This window comes from Paraprevotella clara YIT 11840, from assembly GCF_000233955.1.
GTDB lineage: Bacteria > Bacteroidota > Bacteroidia > Bacteroidales > Bacteroidaceae > Paraprevotella > Paraprevotella clara.
This window is the reverse complement of record NZ_JH376616.1, coordinates 282303-298425: the sequence shown is the minus strand read 5'-3', so window position 1 is coordinate 298425 and position 16123 is coordinate 282303. Positions and strand designations below refer to the sequence as shown.

11 protein-coding genes and 2 tRNA genes are annotated in these 16123 nt (G+C 49.8%); 11 read left to right on the top strand and 2 right to left on the bottom strand.

Annotated features, from left to right (window positions below):
- The first annotated feature begins 4 nt into the window (after window positions 1–4).
- From HMPREF9441_RS12810 to HMPREF9441_RS12785, 6 genes are all read left to right on the top strand, one after another.
- The gene (locus HMPREF9441_RS12810) at window positions 5–1933 is read left to right on the top strand and encodes a RagB/SusD family nutrient uptake outer membrane protein (protein ID WP_008621868.1); all 1929 of its coding nucleotides are present in this window, start codon (window positions 5–7) and stop codon (window positions 1931–1933) included.
- A gap of 289 nt (window positions 1934–2222) precedes the next feature.
- On the top strand, window positions 2223–5645 hold the full coding sequence (ileS, locus tag HMPREF9441_RS12805) for an isoleucine--tRNA ligase (RefSeq protein ID WP_008621866.1): 3423 nt from the start codon (window positions 2223–2225) through the stop codon (window positions 5643–5645).
- Between the two features lie 33 nt (window positions 5646–5678).
- Window positions 5679–6056, top strand: coding sequence for a TraR/DksA family transcriptional regulator (locus tag HMPREF9441_RS12800; protein ID WP_039865307.1), 378 nt, complete (start codon window positions 5679–5681; stop codon window positions 6054–6056).
- A complete protein-coding gene (locus tag HMPREF9441_RS12795; protein ID WP_008621863.1) occupies window positions 6056–6682 on the top strand; it encodes a lipoprotein signal peptidase in 627 nt (208 codons plus the stop codon). The genes HMPREF9441_RS12800 and HMPREF9441_RS12795 overlap by 1 nt, the downstream gene beginning before the upstream one ends.
- 14 nt (window positions 6683–6696) lie before the next feature.
- Window positions 6697–7692, top strand: a complete 996-nt coding sequence (locus HMPREF9441_RS12790) for a DUF4296 domain-containing protein (protein ID WP_008621862.1) — start codon at window positions 6697–6699, stop codon at window positions 7690–7692.
- 22 nt (window positions 7693–7714) lie between these two features.
- Window positions 7715–8035 carry a hypothetical protein gene (locus tag HMPREF9441_RS12785; RefSeq protein ID WP_008621861.1) on the top strand — a complete coding sequence of 107 codons (321 nt, stop codon included), beginning with the start codon at window positions 7715–7717 and terminating at the stop codon, window positions 8033–8035.
- On the opposite strand, the gene HMPREF9441_RS12780 is transcribed toward HMPREF9441_RS12785, so the two are convergent.
- Window positions 8010–8792, bottom strand: a complete 783-nt coding sequence (locus HMPREF9441_RS12780; protein ID WP_008621860.1) for an RNA methyltransferase — start codon at window positions 8790–8792, stop codon at window positions 8010–8012. The genes HMPREF9441_RS12785 and HMPREF9441_RS12780 overlap by 26 nt on opposite strands.
- Before the next feature lie 251 nt (window positions 8793–9043).
- Between HMPREF9441_RS12780 and tamL the strand changes: the two genes are divergently transcribed.
- Window positions 9044–11368: a translocation and assembly module lipoprotein TamL gene (gene tamL, locus HMPREF9441_RS12775; protein ID WP_008621858.1), complete on the top strand. Its 2325-nt coding sequence runs from the start codon at window positions 9044–9046 to the stop codon at window positions 11366–11368.
- Here the strand turns inward: tamL and HMPREF9441_RS12770 are convergent.
- Window positions 11334–11783 (bottom strand): hypothetical protein, encoded by a 450-nt coding sequence (locus tag HMPREF9441_RS12770; protein WP_008621856.1) that lies wholly within the window; start codon window positions 11781–11783, stop codon window positions 11334–11336. The two genes, tamL and HMPREF9441_RS12770, sit on opposite strands and share 35 nt — an antisense overlap.
- Window positions 11784–11940: 157 nt before the next feature.
- Here HMPREF9441_RS12770 and HMPREF9441_RS12765 point away from each other — a divergent pair, with 157 nt between their 5' ends.
- The 4 genes from HMPREF9441_RS12765 (at window position 11941) to HMPREF9441_RS12750 (ending at window position 15955) form a co-directional block, all read left to right on the top strand.
- Window positions 11941–14838 carry a glycoside hydrolase family 38 N-terminal domain-containing protein gene (locus tag HMPREF9441_RS12765; RefSeq protein WP_008621854.1) on the top strand — a complete coding sequence of 966 codons (2898 nt, stop codon included), beginning with the start codon at window positions 11941–11943 and terminating at the stop codon, window positions 14836–14838.
- Between the two features lie 74 nt (window positions 14839–14912).
- Window positions 14913–15722, top strand: a complete 810-nt coding sequence (locus tag HMPREF9441_RS12760) for an MBL fold metallo-hydrolase (protein WP_172634957.1) — start codon at window positions 14913–14915, stop codon at window positions 15720–15722.
- A 72-nt stretch (window positions 15723–15794) separates the two neighbouring features.
- A tRNA-Lys gene (locus HMPREF9441_RS12755) sits at window positions 15795–15867 on the top strand.
- Between the two features lie 15 nt (window positions 15868–15882).
- Window positions 15883–15955: transfer RNA gene (locus HMPREF9441_RS12750), tRNA-Lys, on the top strand.
- Window positions 15956–16123: the final 168 nt, after the last annotated feature.

Sequence of the window (16123 nt, the reverse complement as noted above, 5' to 3'; positions counted from 1 at the left end):
TCTTATGAAACTCAAATCTTATATTTTTCAGATTGCGTTGGCGGCTGTCGGAGCAGGATTCTTAGGAGCCTGCGAAGACATGCTTGAACCGACTTCGGATTATGTGATATACGAAAACGGCAGCCATCTGACTACCCCGGCCGATACTGCCACTTCTCTGATCGGTATTATCTATAAGTTGCAGGCTATCGGTGACCGTACCAACCTGTTGGGCGAGGTGCGGGGCGACCTCGTTACTTTGACCACTCAAGCCAATGCCGATTTGCGTGCGTTAGCCAACTTCGAAGTGACGGACGAGAATAGGTATAATAGTCCGCGTGATTATTATGCAGTGATTAACAACTGTAATTATTATCTTGCATACGCCGATACGGCTGCATACGACAATCGTGGCAATCAGATTTTTGCGAAGGAAATGGCTCAGGTAAGATCCATCCGCGCATGGGCTTATCTGCAATTGGCGTTGAACTATGGCAAGGTGCCTTTCTACACCGAACCGTTGCTGACGGAGCAGGATGCTGATGATGTCAGTCTTGACGTGAAGGACCGTAAGGACATTGAAGCTATCTGTGATTATTTCATCAACGACCTGAAGCCATACAGCAACACGCCGTGGCCCGCTTTGCATAAGGTCGGTAGTCTTTTTATGGCCAACTGTTACTTCCCGGTAGACGTGGTGTTGGGCGATTTGTACCTTTGGAAAGCCTCTTGCCAAGGGACGGATGCCGGACGTGCATATTACCGCGAGGCTGCCAAGTGCTATTTCCGTTGGATTATGGACACACGTAACGTCGGAGACGGGTTCTCGAAGCCTGTTTACTATGTCTCCAACTCGTATTCGGCTCATTGGGTAGAGTATACTTCAAGTACGGGAACTTCTTATGGGTGGTCTTATTCAATTCCAGGACAGAGTCCTTCTATATATGGGACGGAAACTTTCACCATCATTCCGATGGACTCGGCAGCCAGCCAGGGATATTATAGCGAAGTGCAGACTTTGTACAATTCTTCGACCAATGATAATGGTGCTTACATTACTTCGACGAATTACAGCATTACACCGTCTTTGCACATGCAGGAGATCAGCCGGGCACAGTCTTATTCTTTCTTGGACAAGAATAATCGCCCGATAGACGCTGTTCCTGATATGATTGAGGAGGAACCGTTGTTAGAAGGGGATTTGCGTTTGGCCGCCCAATGGCGGTCGAGAACCGTCAACATTACGACGGGAGGAGCTGCGGATAAGTTTACGATGCAGAATATCTACAAAGTAAACCAGCGTAACATCGGGATTTATCGTGAAAGCAATGTCTGGTTGCGTTTGGCCGAAGCTCTTAACAATGGCGGGTTCCCCCGTATGGCATACGCCATTTTGGCTACGGGAATCAGCAAGGACGTGGTAGACGACAGCGTGTCCGTATATTGCAACGATGCCGATATGGCATTCCTCAACGAGCTGAATTCAGCCAACAATTATTTCAATACATTCCAGACCCGTAACGGCCGTCTCGGTGAGGACGGCGGTAGCGCTACTGATGCTTTCAATACGGTGGGGCTACATTCACGTGGTTGCGGTTATGCTGAGTTGGATCCGGATTATGCGTATCCGATGGTGGATTCTTTGGATAAGGATGGTAACCGTATCAATGGTTATACGGGACAGAGCCGTAAAGATTGGGCTTATCTGAATCTGGCTGCAGAGCAAGCCTGTGTGGACAGTATGATCATCAATGAGAATGCGTTGGAAACCTGTTTCGAGGGTAAACGTTTCTATGATTTGATCCGTTTTGCCAAACGTTACCGTAACAATGCGTGGGTGGCCGACCCGGTCAGCAAGCGTGGAGGTAAGGAGAATCGCGATGGGGCACTTTACAATAAGTTGATGTTGGAGAACAACTGGTTCCTGAATTGGAAAGGCCAGATAGGAATGTAATTGTTTTTGTTTGTTGTTTAATATAAAGGCGGGGAGTGCGTTTGTGCATTCCCCGCCTTTATTTATGGATTTTATAGTATATTGTAATACAAGAGAATAGAAATGGCTATTTTTCTGCGGAAAGCCAGAAATCGTTCGCCTGAGATTGATTTTTCATTCTGCGGCGAACGATTTTCCGGGATGAGGAGTTCGATGTCGAGACAGTTTTTTATTGAAATTCTTCCTATTCTGAAAAAGAAATCGTATTTTTGCCAAAATTTTAAAGTAACGCGAAAGTAAAATACGATATATGGCAAACCGATTCGCAGAACGTACGCAACTGAACCTCTCCGATGTGAACAAAGAGGTGTTGAAGATGTGGGATGACGCAGATGTCTTCCATAAGAGTATGACAGAACGTGAAGGCTGTCCTTCGTTTATCTTCTTCGAAGGTCCTCCTTCAGCCAACGGGCATCCGGGTATCCACCATGTCCTGGCACGTTCTATCAAGGATACGTTCTGTCGTTTCAAGACCATGAAAGGTTTCTTAGTGAAGCGCAAGGCCGGCTGGGATACCCACGGGCTTCCCGTGGAATTGGGCGTGGAAAAAGAATTGGGCATCACGAAGGAGGATATAGGCAAGACGATTTCCATCGAGGAATATAACCGTAAGTGCCGCACGAATGTGATGAAATATACGGAGGAATGGACCGACCTGAGCCATAAGATGGGCTATTGGGTGGACATGGAGCATCCGTATATCACTTACGACAATAAATATATCGAGACGCTCTGGTGGCTGTTGCAACAGCTCTACCGGAAGGGCTTGTTATATAAGGGATATACGATACAGCCTTATTCGCCCGCAGCCGGTACGGGGCTGAGTTCGCATGAGCTGAACCAGCCCGGTTGTTACCGTGACGTGAAAGACACGACGGTGACGGCACAGTTCCGGATGCTCGATCCGCGCCCTGAAATGACGGGGTGGGGTACGCCTTATTTCTTGGCATGGACCACTACGCCTTGGACGCTTTCGTCCAACACGGCATTGTGCGTAGGGCCGAAAATAGAGTATGTATGCGTGCGTACTTATAATATGTACAGCGGTGAACCCGTAACAGTGGTGCTGGCCAAGGCGCGTTTGGGGGCTTATCTGAACCCGGAGGGTGAGAATATGCCGTTGGACGGTTACAAGTCGGGGGACAAAGTGATACCTTATCAGATTGTGGGTGAATACCTCGGGCCAGATTTGGTCGGTATGACCTACGAACAGTTGTTCCCTTGGGTAAATCCCGGGGAAGGGGCTTTCCGCGTTATCCCCGGAGATTACGTGACGACGGAAGACGGTACGGGTATCGTGCATATCGCTCCGACTTTCGGTGCGGACGATGCGCAGGTGGCCAAGGCCGCCGGCGTTCCTCCCATGCAGTTGGTCAACCGCAAGGGTGAGTTCCGTCCGATGGTGGATTTGACCGGTAAGTTTTATTTGTTGGACGAGTTGGACGAGGACTTCGTGAAGCGTTGTGTCCGTGTGGACGAATACAGGAAGTGGGAAGGCCAGTTCGTGAAAAATGCCTACGACCCGAAGAAGACCGACAAGGACGAAACCCTCGACGTGGCGCTCTGCATGGAACTGAAGCAGCGCGGAATGGCATTCAAGATAGAGAAGCACGTGCACAACTATCCGCATTGTTGGCGGACGGACAAGCCGATTCTGTATTATCCGCTCGACAGTTGGTTCATCCGCAGTACGGCTGCCAAGGAACGGATGATAGAACTGAACCGTACCATCAACTGGAAGCCGGCATCCACCGGGACCGGACGTTTCGGTAAATGGTTGGAGAACCTGAATGACTGGAACTTGAGCCGTAGCCGTTATTGGGGTACGCCGTTGCCGATCTGGCGGTCGGAAGACGGTGAGGAAATCTGTATCGGTTCGGTGGAGGAATTGTATGCCGAAATCGAGAAAGCGGTAGCGGCCGGACTGATGGCTTCCAATCCGCTGAAAGACCGTGGTTTCGTTCCGGGCGATTACAGTCAGGACAATTATGACAAAATAGATTTGCACCGTCCGTTTGTGGATGAGGTCGTTTTGATTAGTCACACGGGTAAGCCGATGAAGCGGGAGACCGACCTTATCGACGTGTGGTTCGACTCCGGTGCCATGCCTTACGCCCAGATTCATTATCCGTTCGAGCATAAGGCAGAGTTGGATAACCGTACGGTTTATCCTGCCGATTTCATTGCAGAAGGTGTGGACCAGACCCGCGGTTGGTTCTTTACGCTGCATGCCATCTCTACGATGGTATTCGACAGTGTGGCTTATAAGGCTGTAATATCCAACGGACTTGTACTCGACAAGAACGGGAACAAGATGTCCAAGCGTTTGGGTAATGCGGTGGATCCGTTCGGTGCGATAGAGCAATACGGTTCGGATGCCGTACGTTGGTATATGATTACCAATTCTTCGCCGTGGGATAACCTGAAATTCGACGAGGCCGGCGTACAGGAAGTCAGCCGTACGTTCTTCGGCAAGTTGTTCCAGACTTATTCTTTCCTGACGATGTATGCTAATGTGGACGGTTGGCATTATGCCGAAACCGATGTGCCCATGAGCGAACGTCCGGAAATAGACCGTTGGATCTTGTCCGAGTTGAATACATTGGTGAAGAACGTGGATGCTTGTTACGAGGATTATGAACCGACGAAGGCCGGACGCCTGATTCAGGATTTCGTGATAGATAACGTGAGCAACTGGTTCGTCCGCCTGAGTCGTAAGCGTTTTTGGGGCAGTGCGATGAGTACGGATAAGCTTTCGGCTTATCAGACGTTATACACTTGCCTGGAGACGGTGGCCAGACTGATGGCACCCATCGCTCCGTATTATGCCGACCGTTTGTATCATGACCTGACGGCTGCAACCGGTCGTGCGGAAGCAGAGAGCGTGCATTTGGTCACATTCCCGGTTTGCGATGAAACGAAGGTGGACAAAGCGTTAGAGTATCGTATGGAACTGGCGCAGCAGATTACGTCCATGGTCTTGTCCTTGCGCAAGAAAGAACGGATTATCGTGCGTCAGCCCTTGCAGTGCATTTCCATACCGTCGGGCGATGCAGAACGCCGTGAAAGCATAGAAGCCGTGAAGCAGTTGATTCTGGACGAAGTGAACGTCAAGGAATTGCAGTTTGTAGAAGGCGATGGCATGTTGGTGAAGAAAGTGAAGTGCAACTTCCGTACGATGGGCAAGAAGTTCGGTAAACTGATGAAGAACGTGGCCGCTGCGGTGGAGAGCCTGACACAGGAACAGATAACTGAGTTGGAACGCGAAGGCACGCTCGGCGTGGCCTTGGAGAGCGGCGAGGCGGTAACCATCGAGGTGGCCGACGTGGAGATTTTCAGTGAGGACATTCCCGGTTGGACGGTGGCCAATGAAGGCAGCCTGACGGTGGCGCTCGATATTACCGTGACGGATGCGCTTCGCGTGGAGGGTACGGCCCGTGAATTGGTGAAGCGTATACAGAACTTGCGTAAGGAAAAGAATTTCGAGATTACCGACCGTATTGCCGTGACGCTTTCCCATGCGGAACAAACGGACAAGGCCGTGGTGGAATACAGAGACTATATCTGTGGTCAGGTTTTGGCCAATTCGCTTACCGTAGCGGATAAGGTAGACGGTGGTGTGACCATAGATTTCGACGATTACACCGTTGAGGTAAAGATAGACAGAGAGTGAGTGAACATTATTAACCCTAAAATAAGAAGTATTATGACAGAGAAAACACGTTATAGCGATGAGGAATTAGCCGAATTCAAGGAGCTGATCCTGAGTAAGCTGGCAGTGGCGCGTGAAGAATATGAAACCATGATGGGGACATTGATGAACACGGACAATAACGGAGTGGATGATACGTCGCCTACTTATAAGGCGTTGGAAGAAGGTGCCAATACGCAGACCAAAGAGGAACTGTCTATGTTGGCGGCTCGCCAGCAGAAATTCATCAAGGGGCTTGAGGCTGCCCTGATACGTATCGAAAACAAAACCTATGGGATTTGCCGTGAGACCGGTAAATTGATTCCCAAGGAACGTTTACGTCTGGTTCCTCATGCGACATTGAGCATAGAGGCTAAAAACATGAAAAAGTAATGGAGGCAGAAGGAAAAAGCAGTTGGGGATGGCTCACTCAGGGGCGTTTGGCTTTGTTGATTATCTTCTTGGTGCTTGTCATAGACCAATGGATTAAGATTGCAGTCAAGACCCACATGTATCTGCACGAGAGTATTCGTGTGACCGATTGGTTTTACATTCTCTTTACGGAGAATCCTGGCATGGCATTCGGGTGGGAATTTTTCGACAAGCTTTTTCTGACTTCCTTTCGTATCATAGCCGTGGTCGTCATTGCGTATCTCCTTTACAGGTCGATACGCAAAGGCGTGCCTACGGGTTTTGTCGTCTGTTTGTCTCTGGTTTTGGCCGGGGCGGCAGGAAACATCATAGACTGCGTGTTCTACGGATTGATATTCAACAATCCTCCCGTACCGTTCACGGCCCATTTCGTACCGTTCGGGACGGGGTATGAAAGCCTGTTCCACGGTCGTGTGGTAGACATGTTTTATTTCCCCATCATCGACACTTATTGGCCGGAATGGATGCCATGGGTGGGAGGGGAGCATTTTATTTTTTTCAGTCCGATATTCAATTTTGCGGATGCGGCCATCAGTTGCGGCATCATAGCCTTGTTGATTTTTTATCATAAACGTATTTCCCAATAACTCTCAAACGTTTCATGTCAAAGTTGTTGCGTAAAGTTTTTGGTGCTGTGGTAGCCGTTCTTTTGTTTCCGGCATGTAAGCCCGGCGTACCGTCCGATCTGATTCAGCCTGCGGAACTGGAAGATTTGCTTTATGACTACCATATCGCACAGGCTATGGCAGAGACCCGGCAAGACAGCATGAACTTTAAGCGTTACAGTTACGTGCAGGCCGTGTTTGAGAAATATGGAGTGAGCGAGGCCGAATTCGATTCTACGATGGTTTGGTATGCCTCGCATGCCACTTATCTGAACGACATTTATAAAAAGTTGCAGGAGCGTTACAGTACGCATGTTTCGGCATTGGGAGCTTCTACGGGAGAGAATGATATCTTTGCCCATTTGGATGCCCAAGGGGATACGGCCAATATTTGGCAGGAGCGTGCGTTCAGAATTCTGAAACCGCGTTTTATGGAAGACCGTTTGCTGTTTACCATGACAGCCGATACGACCTTTCATAAGGGGGACGCCTTGCTCTGGCGCTTCGATTCCCGCTATATATCCCACGGACGACAAAATGAAGCATACGCCGGCTTCTATGTGACGTACGACAATGATTCCACGGCGGGCGTTACGCAAAGAATTTATTCCAATAACCTGATGCAGCTTCGTTTGGAAGGTGACACGGCTCATGCGATTCGAGAAATAGGCGGATTCGTGTATTATAAACCTTCGGACGAAGACAAAGAACCTCGCCTGTTGTGGCTTCGCGACATTATGCTGGTCCGTTTCCATCCCCAGCCGGTAGTTGTGGATACAACGGCGGTTGCTGCGAAGTCAGACAGTATGGACGTGGCATCGAAAGATTCGGTGTTGCGGGTGGTACCGGCGGATACGGTTTCCCGTCGTCTTTCTCCGACGGAATTGAGGGAAAGTCGTCCGGTGGAACGATCCATTCATGTGGTAAAGGAAAAGCCTTATCGTGTGATTCGTAAACCGGGGGCTACGAGAACCGGACGAAGAGGCCATTGAAACCATAAAGGGACAAGCGGCCTTGAAACATATTGCTTTCCATAAAGTGTACTGGCCATCAGGGCGTTTTGCGGTCATGCCGGTGATAACGGTCGATGAGAAAGGCTTTTATCAATCCTATTGTATCTTGACGGGAGAAATGCCTGCTGTGATATGGAATGGAGGCATAGGTTTGTTATTGCCTCCCGATGTCGTTCCGCAACCTAGCGACTGTATTGCCGCCTTGTTACGGAAAGCGAATCCGGATATAGGTCCGGATGCTTTGCGACTTTGGAGAGCCGACGGATTGCCAGCCGATGCAGATATTCTTACTCCTGTCATCCGATGGTATCCCGTCTTCTGAATTCAGCGCATACGATGGCTGTGGCTACGGCTACGTTCAGGCTTTCCGATGTATTTCGTTCGGGAGGATAGTTGGGGATGTACAGTTTCCGGTTGATGAGTGATGCAACGTCCCGGCTGATACCTTTGCCTTCGTTCCCCATGACAATCAGTCCGTTGGGACTTAGTTCCGTGCCATACATGTCATTTCCGTCTAAAAATGTTCCGTAGACCGGTATGTCGGCATTGGCTGTCCGTAGCAAATCTGTCAGTGAAAGGTAGTGTACGCAAACACGTGCCATGGCTCCCATGGTGGCCTGTACGGTTTTGGGATTATAAAGGTCGGCCGTGTCGGGAGAGCAGAATATATGTTCGATGCCGAACCAGTCGGCTATACGGATAATCGTACCCAGATTGCCCGGATCCTGCACGCCGTCGAGTCCGAGGCAGAGTTGTTCTTTCAAGAGATGTTCCGGTGCCCCTCCGGCCGGGCGTTGACGGAATACGACCAACACATCCTGCGGATTCTTTTGCAGGCTGGCTTTTTGAAGCTCTTCGGCCGATACTTCTTGGATTTCACACCCTTTACGGGCGAGCGTTTCCACGGCTTCCCGTCGCGTATCCAGCCATTCCTTTCGAGCTGCGAGAAAGGCGCAGTCGAAAGCCGGTAGCAGGTCGTCTACCAGTTTATGTCCTTCGGCAACGAAGAGTTGACACTCTTTGCGGAATTTTTTCTGTTCGAGAGAGCGGATGAGCTTGATTTTGTTTTTGCTGATCATTTCGGTTCCAATTATACTGCAAATCTAAGAAGTTATTTCGGAACCGGCAAAATAAATCAAAACCAAAAGCGGCCTGAAGATAGGCTGCGGTCCGGTGAAGCCAAATCAGAAAACTTCGTTTTCATTTGTCTTTACGTCCGTCTTGCACTATCTCTTAGATAAGACAGGCTGCGGTTCGGTATGGCCAAACTTGAAAAAACTTTGTTTTTCGTTTGTCTCTGCACTTACCTTGCACTATCTTTGTATCCCAAATGGCACTTATGCGGAAACTTTTATACAGTATAGTCGGGGGAATCATCATGGCATTGCTGGGCGCTTGCTCAGCTACGAAGTTCATACCCGAAGGCGAATATATGCTGGAAAGCGTTTCTGTGAAGTCGACGGATAAGTCGCTCGATGTCACGTCGTTGAAAGGATATATCCGTCAGCATCCTAATTCCAAGTGGTTCAGCTTGCTGAAAGTTCCTATGGGGCCGTACGCCCTGTCCGGACGGGATACGACCAAGCGAATCAACCGTTTCTTGCAACGGGTAGGGGAGGCCCCGGTAATTTTCGATACGGTGCAGGCTAACCGTTCAGGTGAGAACATGTTGGTGGCTGTGAACAATTTGGGGTACCTTCATGCCCGGGTGAATCAGAAGCGTGTAGTGAAAGGAAAGAAGGTGAGGCTGACGTACGAGATTGTGCCGGGAGAACGCTATCGGGTGAGAAACATCCGTTACCTCATAGAGGATTCTGTGGTGGAGCGTATTGTTCGTGAACATGCTACATTGTCATCTTTACAACCCGGAATGCCTTTCGATTTGAATGTGTTGGACGGGGAGCGCAGCCGCATCAGCAGTCGTTTACAAAACAGCGGATATTATAAATTCAATAAGGAATATGTCCGGTTTGAAGCGGATACATGTGTGGGAAACCAGAAGGTGGATCTGGATGTGGTGATACCTTTATACCGGGCATCGGCAGAAAGCGAGCCGGAACTTCACCGGCGTTATAAGATTCACTCTGTTTCCTTTTCCGGTGATGCGATGGCTTTCGATACAAGTCGTGATACTTCCCGTTTGGACAGTATGGTCTATCGCGGCTTTCCCATTTATTACAAGCATAAACTGGCTTTCCGGCCTTCGGTATTTACCAATAATAATGCGATTGAGCCGGGGCATCTGTACCGGGAACGTGATGTGCAACGGACTTATAGTAACTTCGGCCAGTTGGGGGCCGTGATGTTTTCCAATATTAAAATGGTGGAGAATGATTCTTTGCCGAATATGCTGGACGGATTCGTGACCGTGCACGAAAATAAACCGCGTTCGCTGGGAGCGGAATTGGAAGGTACCAACTCGGCAGGTGATTTGGGGGCGGCCTTGCTTCTGACTTACCAGAACCGGAATCTGTTTCGAGGCTCGGAATTGTTTTCCCTGAAACTGCGTGGGGCGTTTGAAGCCATTACCGGTCTGGAAGGTTACAGCGACCAGAATTATATGGAAATCAGTGTGGAAGCCGGTCTGACATTCCCGAATTTCAAGTTGTTCCGCTTCAATGGTCGTGACCGCGGGTTGATGCGTGCCACTTCGGAGATTTCATTATTATATGATTCCCAAAACCGTCCGGAGTTTCACCGGCGTGTTTTGACTTCGGCTCTTCGTTACCGTTGGCAAAGCCCGAACGGCTTGCTCCGCCACCGCATCGACCTGATAGACTTGAACTATGTGTTCATGCCTTGGATTTCCGAGACGTTCCGCAAGGATTATCTGGAAGACGAAACTGACCGGAATGCTATCCTGCGTTACAATTACGAAAATCTTTTCATCATGAGGCTGGGCTATAGCTTTACCTATAATTCGCAACGCAATGCAACGAGCATTGCGGATTACGGTAGCAATGCCTTGGGCATCCGTTTTAATGTGGAGTCGGCCGGAAACGTGCTGTATGGTTTCTCTAATCTCTTTGGAGCCAGTCGGAACGATCAAGGGCAATATACATTGTTCAATATAGCGTATGCGCAGTATCTGAAAGGGGATTTCGACATCAGCAAGAGTTTCCGTTTTGACGACCGTAACTCGTTGGCTTTGCATTTTGGCATAGGGGTAGCCTATCCCTACGGAAACTCCACCATCCTGCCTTACGAAAAACGGTATTTCAGCGGAGGAGCCAACAGTGTACGGGGATGGTCTGTCAGAGAATTGGGACCCGGACGTTTTACGGGGGGAGACGGACGTATCGACTTTATCAATCAGACCGGTGATATTAAATTGGATCTCAATGCGGAATACCGTACCTATTTGTTTTGGAAATTGCACGGAGCATTTTTTGTAGACGCCGGCAATATCTGGACCATTCGCGATTATGCCGAGCAGCCCGGCGGACAGTTCCGTATGCGGAGTTTCTGGCGGGAGATAGCCGTGTCTTACGGATTGGGATTCCGTTTGAATTTCGATTATTTCATCTTACGTCTGGACGGAGGTATGAAAGCCATTCATCCGGCGTATGATGATGTCCGTCACCATTATCCGATTATTCATCCGGACTTTAAGCGGGATTTTACTTTGCATTTTGCAGTGGGCCTTCCATTCTGACAAGCCACCGGCGCCCTTCCTTCCGTAAAGGGATGAGATATGCGGCCTCCGGAACGATGCGCCCTCTTTGCTGTTCCAGCGAATCGGCGGCAAGTGCTTGGCAAACGACGCAACGTACGAGTGCCGTACTGTCATTGATTTGTTGGCATTCCGTTGAACTTATGTATGCTCCTTCCGGGGCAGACCGTACGGCTTCGAGGTCGTGTTCGGTGATGTTCGACGCTCGGAAAGCTATCCATTTGCGGGAATCTTCAGTACAATTCCCGTATGCTTCATCGAAACGCAGATTGAAATAATCTTCCGCAAATTCCTTAGCTCTGCTATTTGCTTGTTCCTCTTCTTCGCTCGTACATCCGGCTGCTCCTAATCCTGTAAGCAGGCATAAAACCAGAGGCCATCTTTTCCTTTTCGTCATTTTTTAATGTTTTTACGTCTTTCGGTTAAGAACCGTTTGACCTCATCGTTTGATTTCGTATTTTCACAGCGCAAATATATGTCTTTTCCCGGCAATGGCCAATGAAAAGGAAAAACATTTTTGAAGAATCCTAACTATTTAATCACAATAAATCACTATGAGATTACAGAATTTGTTTTTGGGGATGTTCTTATGGGGAGCGGCTATTCATCCGGTTTGCTCCGCTGCGTCTCCGGTGCTTCAGACGAAGCTGCATCCGGCTGTGTATAAATCTTCTTCAGGTCCGGTCCGCCGGGTGGCTGTGACGGTAGGTTATGACGGGCAGGCCGCAGAGGTGGAATTGGCGTTAGGCAGGCAGGTGCGGCGTGTCCGCCTGGAAGAAGGAGAAAATCATTTCGAATTCGATATTCCAGACGCAGGCACAGACCGTACGTTGCCGTTGTCTTTACGTGCCGGACAGGTGTCTTGGGCTTCGGATGAAGTAAAAGTACCGGTAGCTCGGCATTGGCAGATGAATCTGGTGCAGCATACACATACGGACATCGGTTATACTCGTTCGCAAATGGAGATTCTGGCAGAACATTTGCGTTATATAGATTACGCGTTGGATTATTGCGATGCCACGGACCATTACCCGGATGCCGCGCGGTTCCGGTGGACTTGCGAGGTGGCTTGGCCTGTGAAAGAATATTTGAAAAACCGTCCGACTTCCCAGGTCGAACGTTTGAAACGCAGGGTGAAAGAAGGGCGGATAGAGTTGGGGGCCATGTACCTGAATTTTGACGAGTTGCCGGACGAACAAACCTTGGCGGCATCCTTGGCTCCGTTAAAGTTATTCCGGGACGAGGGGTTACGGGCAGACTTGGCCGTGCAAGATGACGTAAACGGAATAGCCTGGTGTTTCAGTGAATATTTTGCCGACGCGGGAGTGAAGTACCTGAATATGGGGACGCACGGGCATCGGGCCTTGATATGCTTTGACAAGCCCACAGTATTTTGGTGGGAGTCGCCATCGGGGAAGAAAATCCTGGCTTATCGTGCGGAACATTACCATCTGGGAAACTACTGGGGCGTGCACAACCCTGATGATTTCACAAAGTTCGAGCAATGCGTGTGGGATTATCTGGGACAATTGGAAGCTAAGGGATACCCGTACGACATTTGTGCCATTCAGCATTCCGGGTATCTGACCGACAACGCTCCTCCTTCCACACGGAGTTGCGAGATGGTGAAACGTTGGAATGAAAAGTATGAATGGCCTAAATTGCGTACGGCAGTCGCTACGGACTTTATCAAGACCGTGGAGCGGGATTATGCCGCGCAGATACCTGTCATTCGGGGAGCGTGGCCGGACTGGTGGACGGATGGTTTTGCTTCCGGAGCACGCGAAGCGGCTGTTTCCCGTGCCACTCATTCCCATGCGATTGCCGGGCAAGGCGGCTTGGCCTTGGCGAAGTTGGCCGGAGCCGAGTTGCCTCAGGGGGTGATGGGGAAGGTGAGTGACATGAACGAAGCCCTGCTTTTCTATGATGAGCATACGTTCGGGTATTGCGAGAGTGTGCGCGACCCGTATGGCCGGGAGACATGGGAGCAACGCTCGTTGAAACAGTCGTATGCGTGGGAGGCTTACCGGCATGCCGGGTTGCTGGGCGAAACGGTGATGGGATTGTTGCAGTCTTTCGTCCCGAAGACGGATGTGCCTTCCGTAGCGGTGTTCAATACATTGAACTGGAGTTATAGCGGAATAGCCAAGGTGTATATCGACCATCAGCTTTTGCCGCGCGACAAAGTTTTTGAAATTACGGATGCGTCGGGGCGTAGTGTTCCTGCTCAGGCAGGCGAGAGCCGTTCGGACGGGACGTATTGGTATATTTATGTCCGGGACGTACCGGCTTTGGGCTTCGCCCGGTATCGCATAGACGTGAAGGACGAGCCGCGGCCGTCCGGAGCGTCCGCAGGGAGTTTGTCCGGTACGCATGTAGAGAATGAGTGGTATGGTCTTGATTTCAATCTGCAACGGGGCACCATTTCCCGGCTTTACGATAAAGACCTGCAACGGCAGTTGTTGACGGAGAGTGCGGAATGGGAGTTGGGAGAATTCATTTATGAGACGATAGACGACCGGGGTGCTTTGGAGCGATATACGTACCCGCGCTTTACGCGCAGGCATCCGGAGAAAATGCGTTTCGAGGCTTACGAGGAAGGGGCTATATGGGATACTTACCGTTTCAAGGGAGAGACGGCAGCCGGGATGGGGCATGATAATCTGACGGTGGAGTACCATATATATAAGGTTGAGAAAAAGATAGAAGTGGTTTACAGTTTGCGTAAAAAAACGGAGACGGAACCGGAAGCCGTATATGTGTCTTTCCCGTACCAGATAGAGGACGGCAGAATCTTTCTGGACGTGCCCGGCGGAAATATCGAAGCCGGGGTAGACCAGATTCCCGGTTCGTCGAATGATTGGTACACCGTGCAGAATTTTGCGGCGGCACGCAGTTCGGATGTTCAGGTTGTAATGGGAAGCCCTGAAATACCCCTGATGCAGTTCGGTGCCATCAATACCGGACGCTATCAGGCCGGAGCCGTGCCCCAGACCACCAATATGTATTCCTGGCCGATGAATAACTATTGGACGACCAATTTTAACGCAGGCCAGACCGGAGGTTTGCAGTGGAGTTATTTCATCACTTCGTCGGCGGACACGACAGCCGGATTTGCCACGCGCTTTGCATGGGAAAACCGGATTCCTTTCCTGGCTCGGGTACTTCAGGCCGGCGACTGTGAGGACAAGGATGCGCCCTCTTGCGGCACCTTTCTCACACTTCGCCCGGATAACCTTTTGCTGGTCAACATGGCTCCTGTGGAGGGAGAACGTGCCGTGATGCTGCATTTGCGTGAAACGGACGGGTGGCCGGCAGCGTTTGCTGTGACTTCCGATGAGGTGAAGATACGGAAGGTGACGGTTTGCGACGTGACGGGAAGGCCTGTCGGCGGGAGGGACGAAGCGGAATTTAACCCGTGGGAGAGCAAATTCATTAAATTGAGTTGGTAAGGCAGAAGGGCAGGAAAGAAATATTTGCCCGTTCTTTCATGTTTTCGTATATTTGCATAAACAAAAATACGGATATGCTGAAGTTTATTTGTCTGGGGAGCGGCAGTAGCGGAAACAGCTACTTCCTCTTCTCAGAAAATTATGGGATATTGATTGATGCCGGAATTGGGATACGAACACTGAAAAAACATTTTCATACTTACGGGCTTTCCTTGAAACAAATAAAGGCCGTGTTGATTACGCATGACCATGCAGACCACATCAAAGCTGTCGGGAGCTTGGCGAATGAGTATGGACTTCCGGTCTATGCCACCGAACTTGTACACGACGGAATCAAGCGTAATTATTGTGCAAATCCGAAATTGAAAGCAGAAAACATACATTTCTTGGAGAAGGGGCAGACCTTGAAGCTGGACCGTTTTGAAATTACGCCTTTCGATGTGCCTCATGACAGTACGGACAATGTGGGCTATAGCTTGCAATACGGAGAAGTCAACTTCTGCCTCATTACGGACGCCGGACACGTGACAGAACAGTTCGGCGGCTACATCGCCCGGGCGAATTATCTGGTACTGGAGGCCAACCATGACGAAGACATGCTGATGATGGGGCCGTATCCGGCTTATCTGAAAGGACGGATTAGCGGCGATTACGGACATTTGAGCAATAAGGCTGCGGCGCAACTGCTGGCGGAGCATATTACGGACAGGCTTCGGCATGTATGGTTGTGTCATATCAGCGAAGAGAACAATCATCCGGAACTGGCGCGAAAAACGGTCGACACCTGTCTCCGTTCCGTAGGGATTGTCGCAGGAAAGGACTTTGAATTGGAAGTATTGAAGCGCCGTATTCCTTCCGAAATTTACGAATTGGAAAAAAAATGAGAAAAAGAGGGGTGAAAGTTTGGAGGGTTAAATAAAAAGCCCTACCTTTGCACTCGCAAAATCAAAGATGATGCGTCCTTAGCTCAGTTGGTAGAGCAATTGACTCTTAATCAATGGGTCCAGGGTTCGAATCCCTGAGGGCGTACTTCCAAATTTGTTTGCGTCCTTAGCTCAGTTGGTAGAGCAATTGACTCTTAATCAATGGGTCCAGGGTTCGAATCCCTGAGGGCGTACAGAAGGCAACCTTAGGGTTGCCTTTTTTGTTGACGGACGTCCGGTTTGTCAAACTGTCAAACTGTTAAAATGTACATAGAAGAAGGAAACGGGTACCATATTGTCAAGCGGGACGTTTTGCTTTCCCTCGGCCTATTCAGTGAATCCGTCCGTTGCCGGCCGCACGT

What these genes read in the sequence shown, in the direction of transcription:
- HMPREF9441_RS12770 (WP_008621856.1), bottom strand. Translation starts at nt 11,783, where the DNA reads ATGACGAAAAGGAAAAGATGGCCTCTGGTTTTATGCCTGCTTACAGGA.
- ileS (WP_008621866.1), top strand. Translation starts at nt 2,223, where the DNA reads ATGGCAAACCGATTCGCAGAACGTACGCAACTGAACCTCTCCGATGTG.
- tamL (WP_008621858.1), top strand. Translation starts at nt 9,044, where the DNA reads ATGGCACTTATGCGGAAACTTTTATACAGTATAGTCGGGGGAATCATC.
- HMPREF9441_RS12800 (WP_039865307.1), top strand. Translation starts at nt 5,679, where the DNA reads ATGACAGAGAAAACACGTTATAGCGATGAGGAATTAGCCGAATTCAAG.
- HMPREF9441_RS12790 (WP_008621862.1), top strand. Translation starts at nt 6,697, where the DNA reads ATGTCAAAGTTGTTGCGTAAAGTTTTTGGTGCTGTGGTAGCCGTTCTT.
- HMPREF9441_RS12795 (WP_008621863.1), top strand. Translation starts at nt 6,056, where the DNA reads ATGGAGGCAGAAGGAAAAAGCAGTTGGGGATGGCTCACTCAGGGGCGT.
- HMPREF9441_RS12780 (WP_008621860.1), bottom strand. Translation starts at nt 8,792, where the DNA reads ATGATCAGCAAAAACAAAATCAAGCTCATCCGCTCTCTCGAACAGAAA.
- HMPREF9441_RS12760 (WP_172634957.1), top strand. Translation starts at nt 14,913, where the DNA reads ATGCTGAAGTTTATTTGTCTGGGGAGCGGCAGTAGCGGAAACAGCTAC.
- HMPREF9441_RS12810 (WP_008621868.1), top strand. Translation starts at nt 5, where the DNA reads ATGAAACTCAAATCTTATATTTTTCAGATTGCGTTGGCGGCTGTCGGA.
- HMPREF9441_RS12765 (WP_008621854.1), top strand. Translation starts at nt 11,941, where the DNA reads ATGAGATTACAGAATTTGTTTTTGGGGATGTTCTTATGGGGAGCGGCT.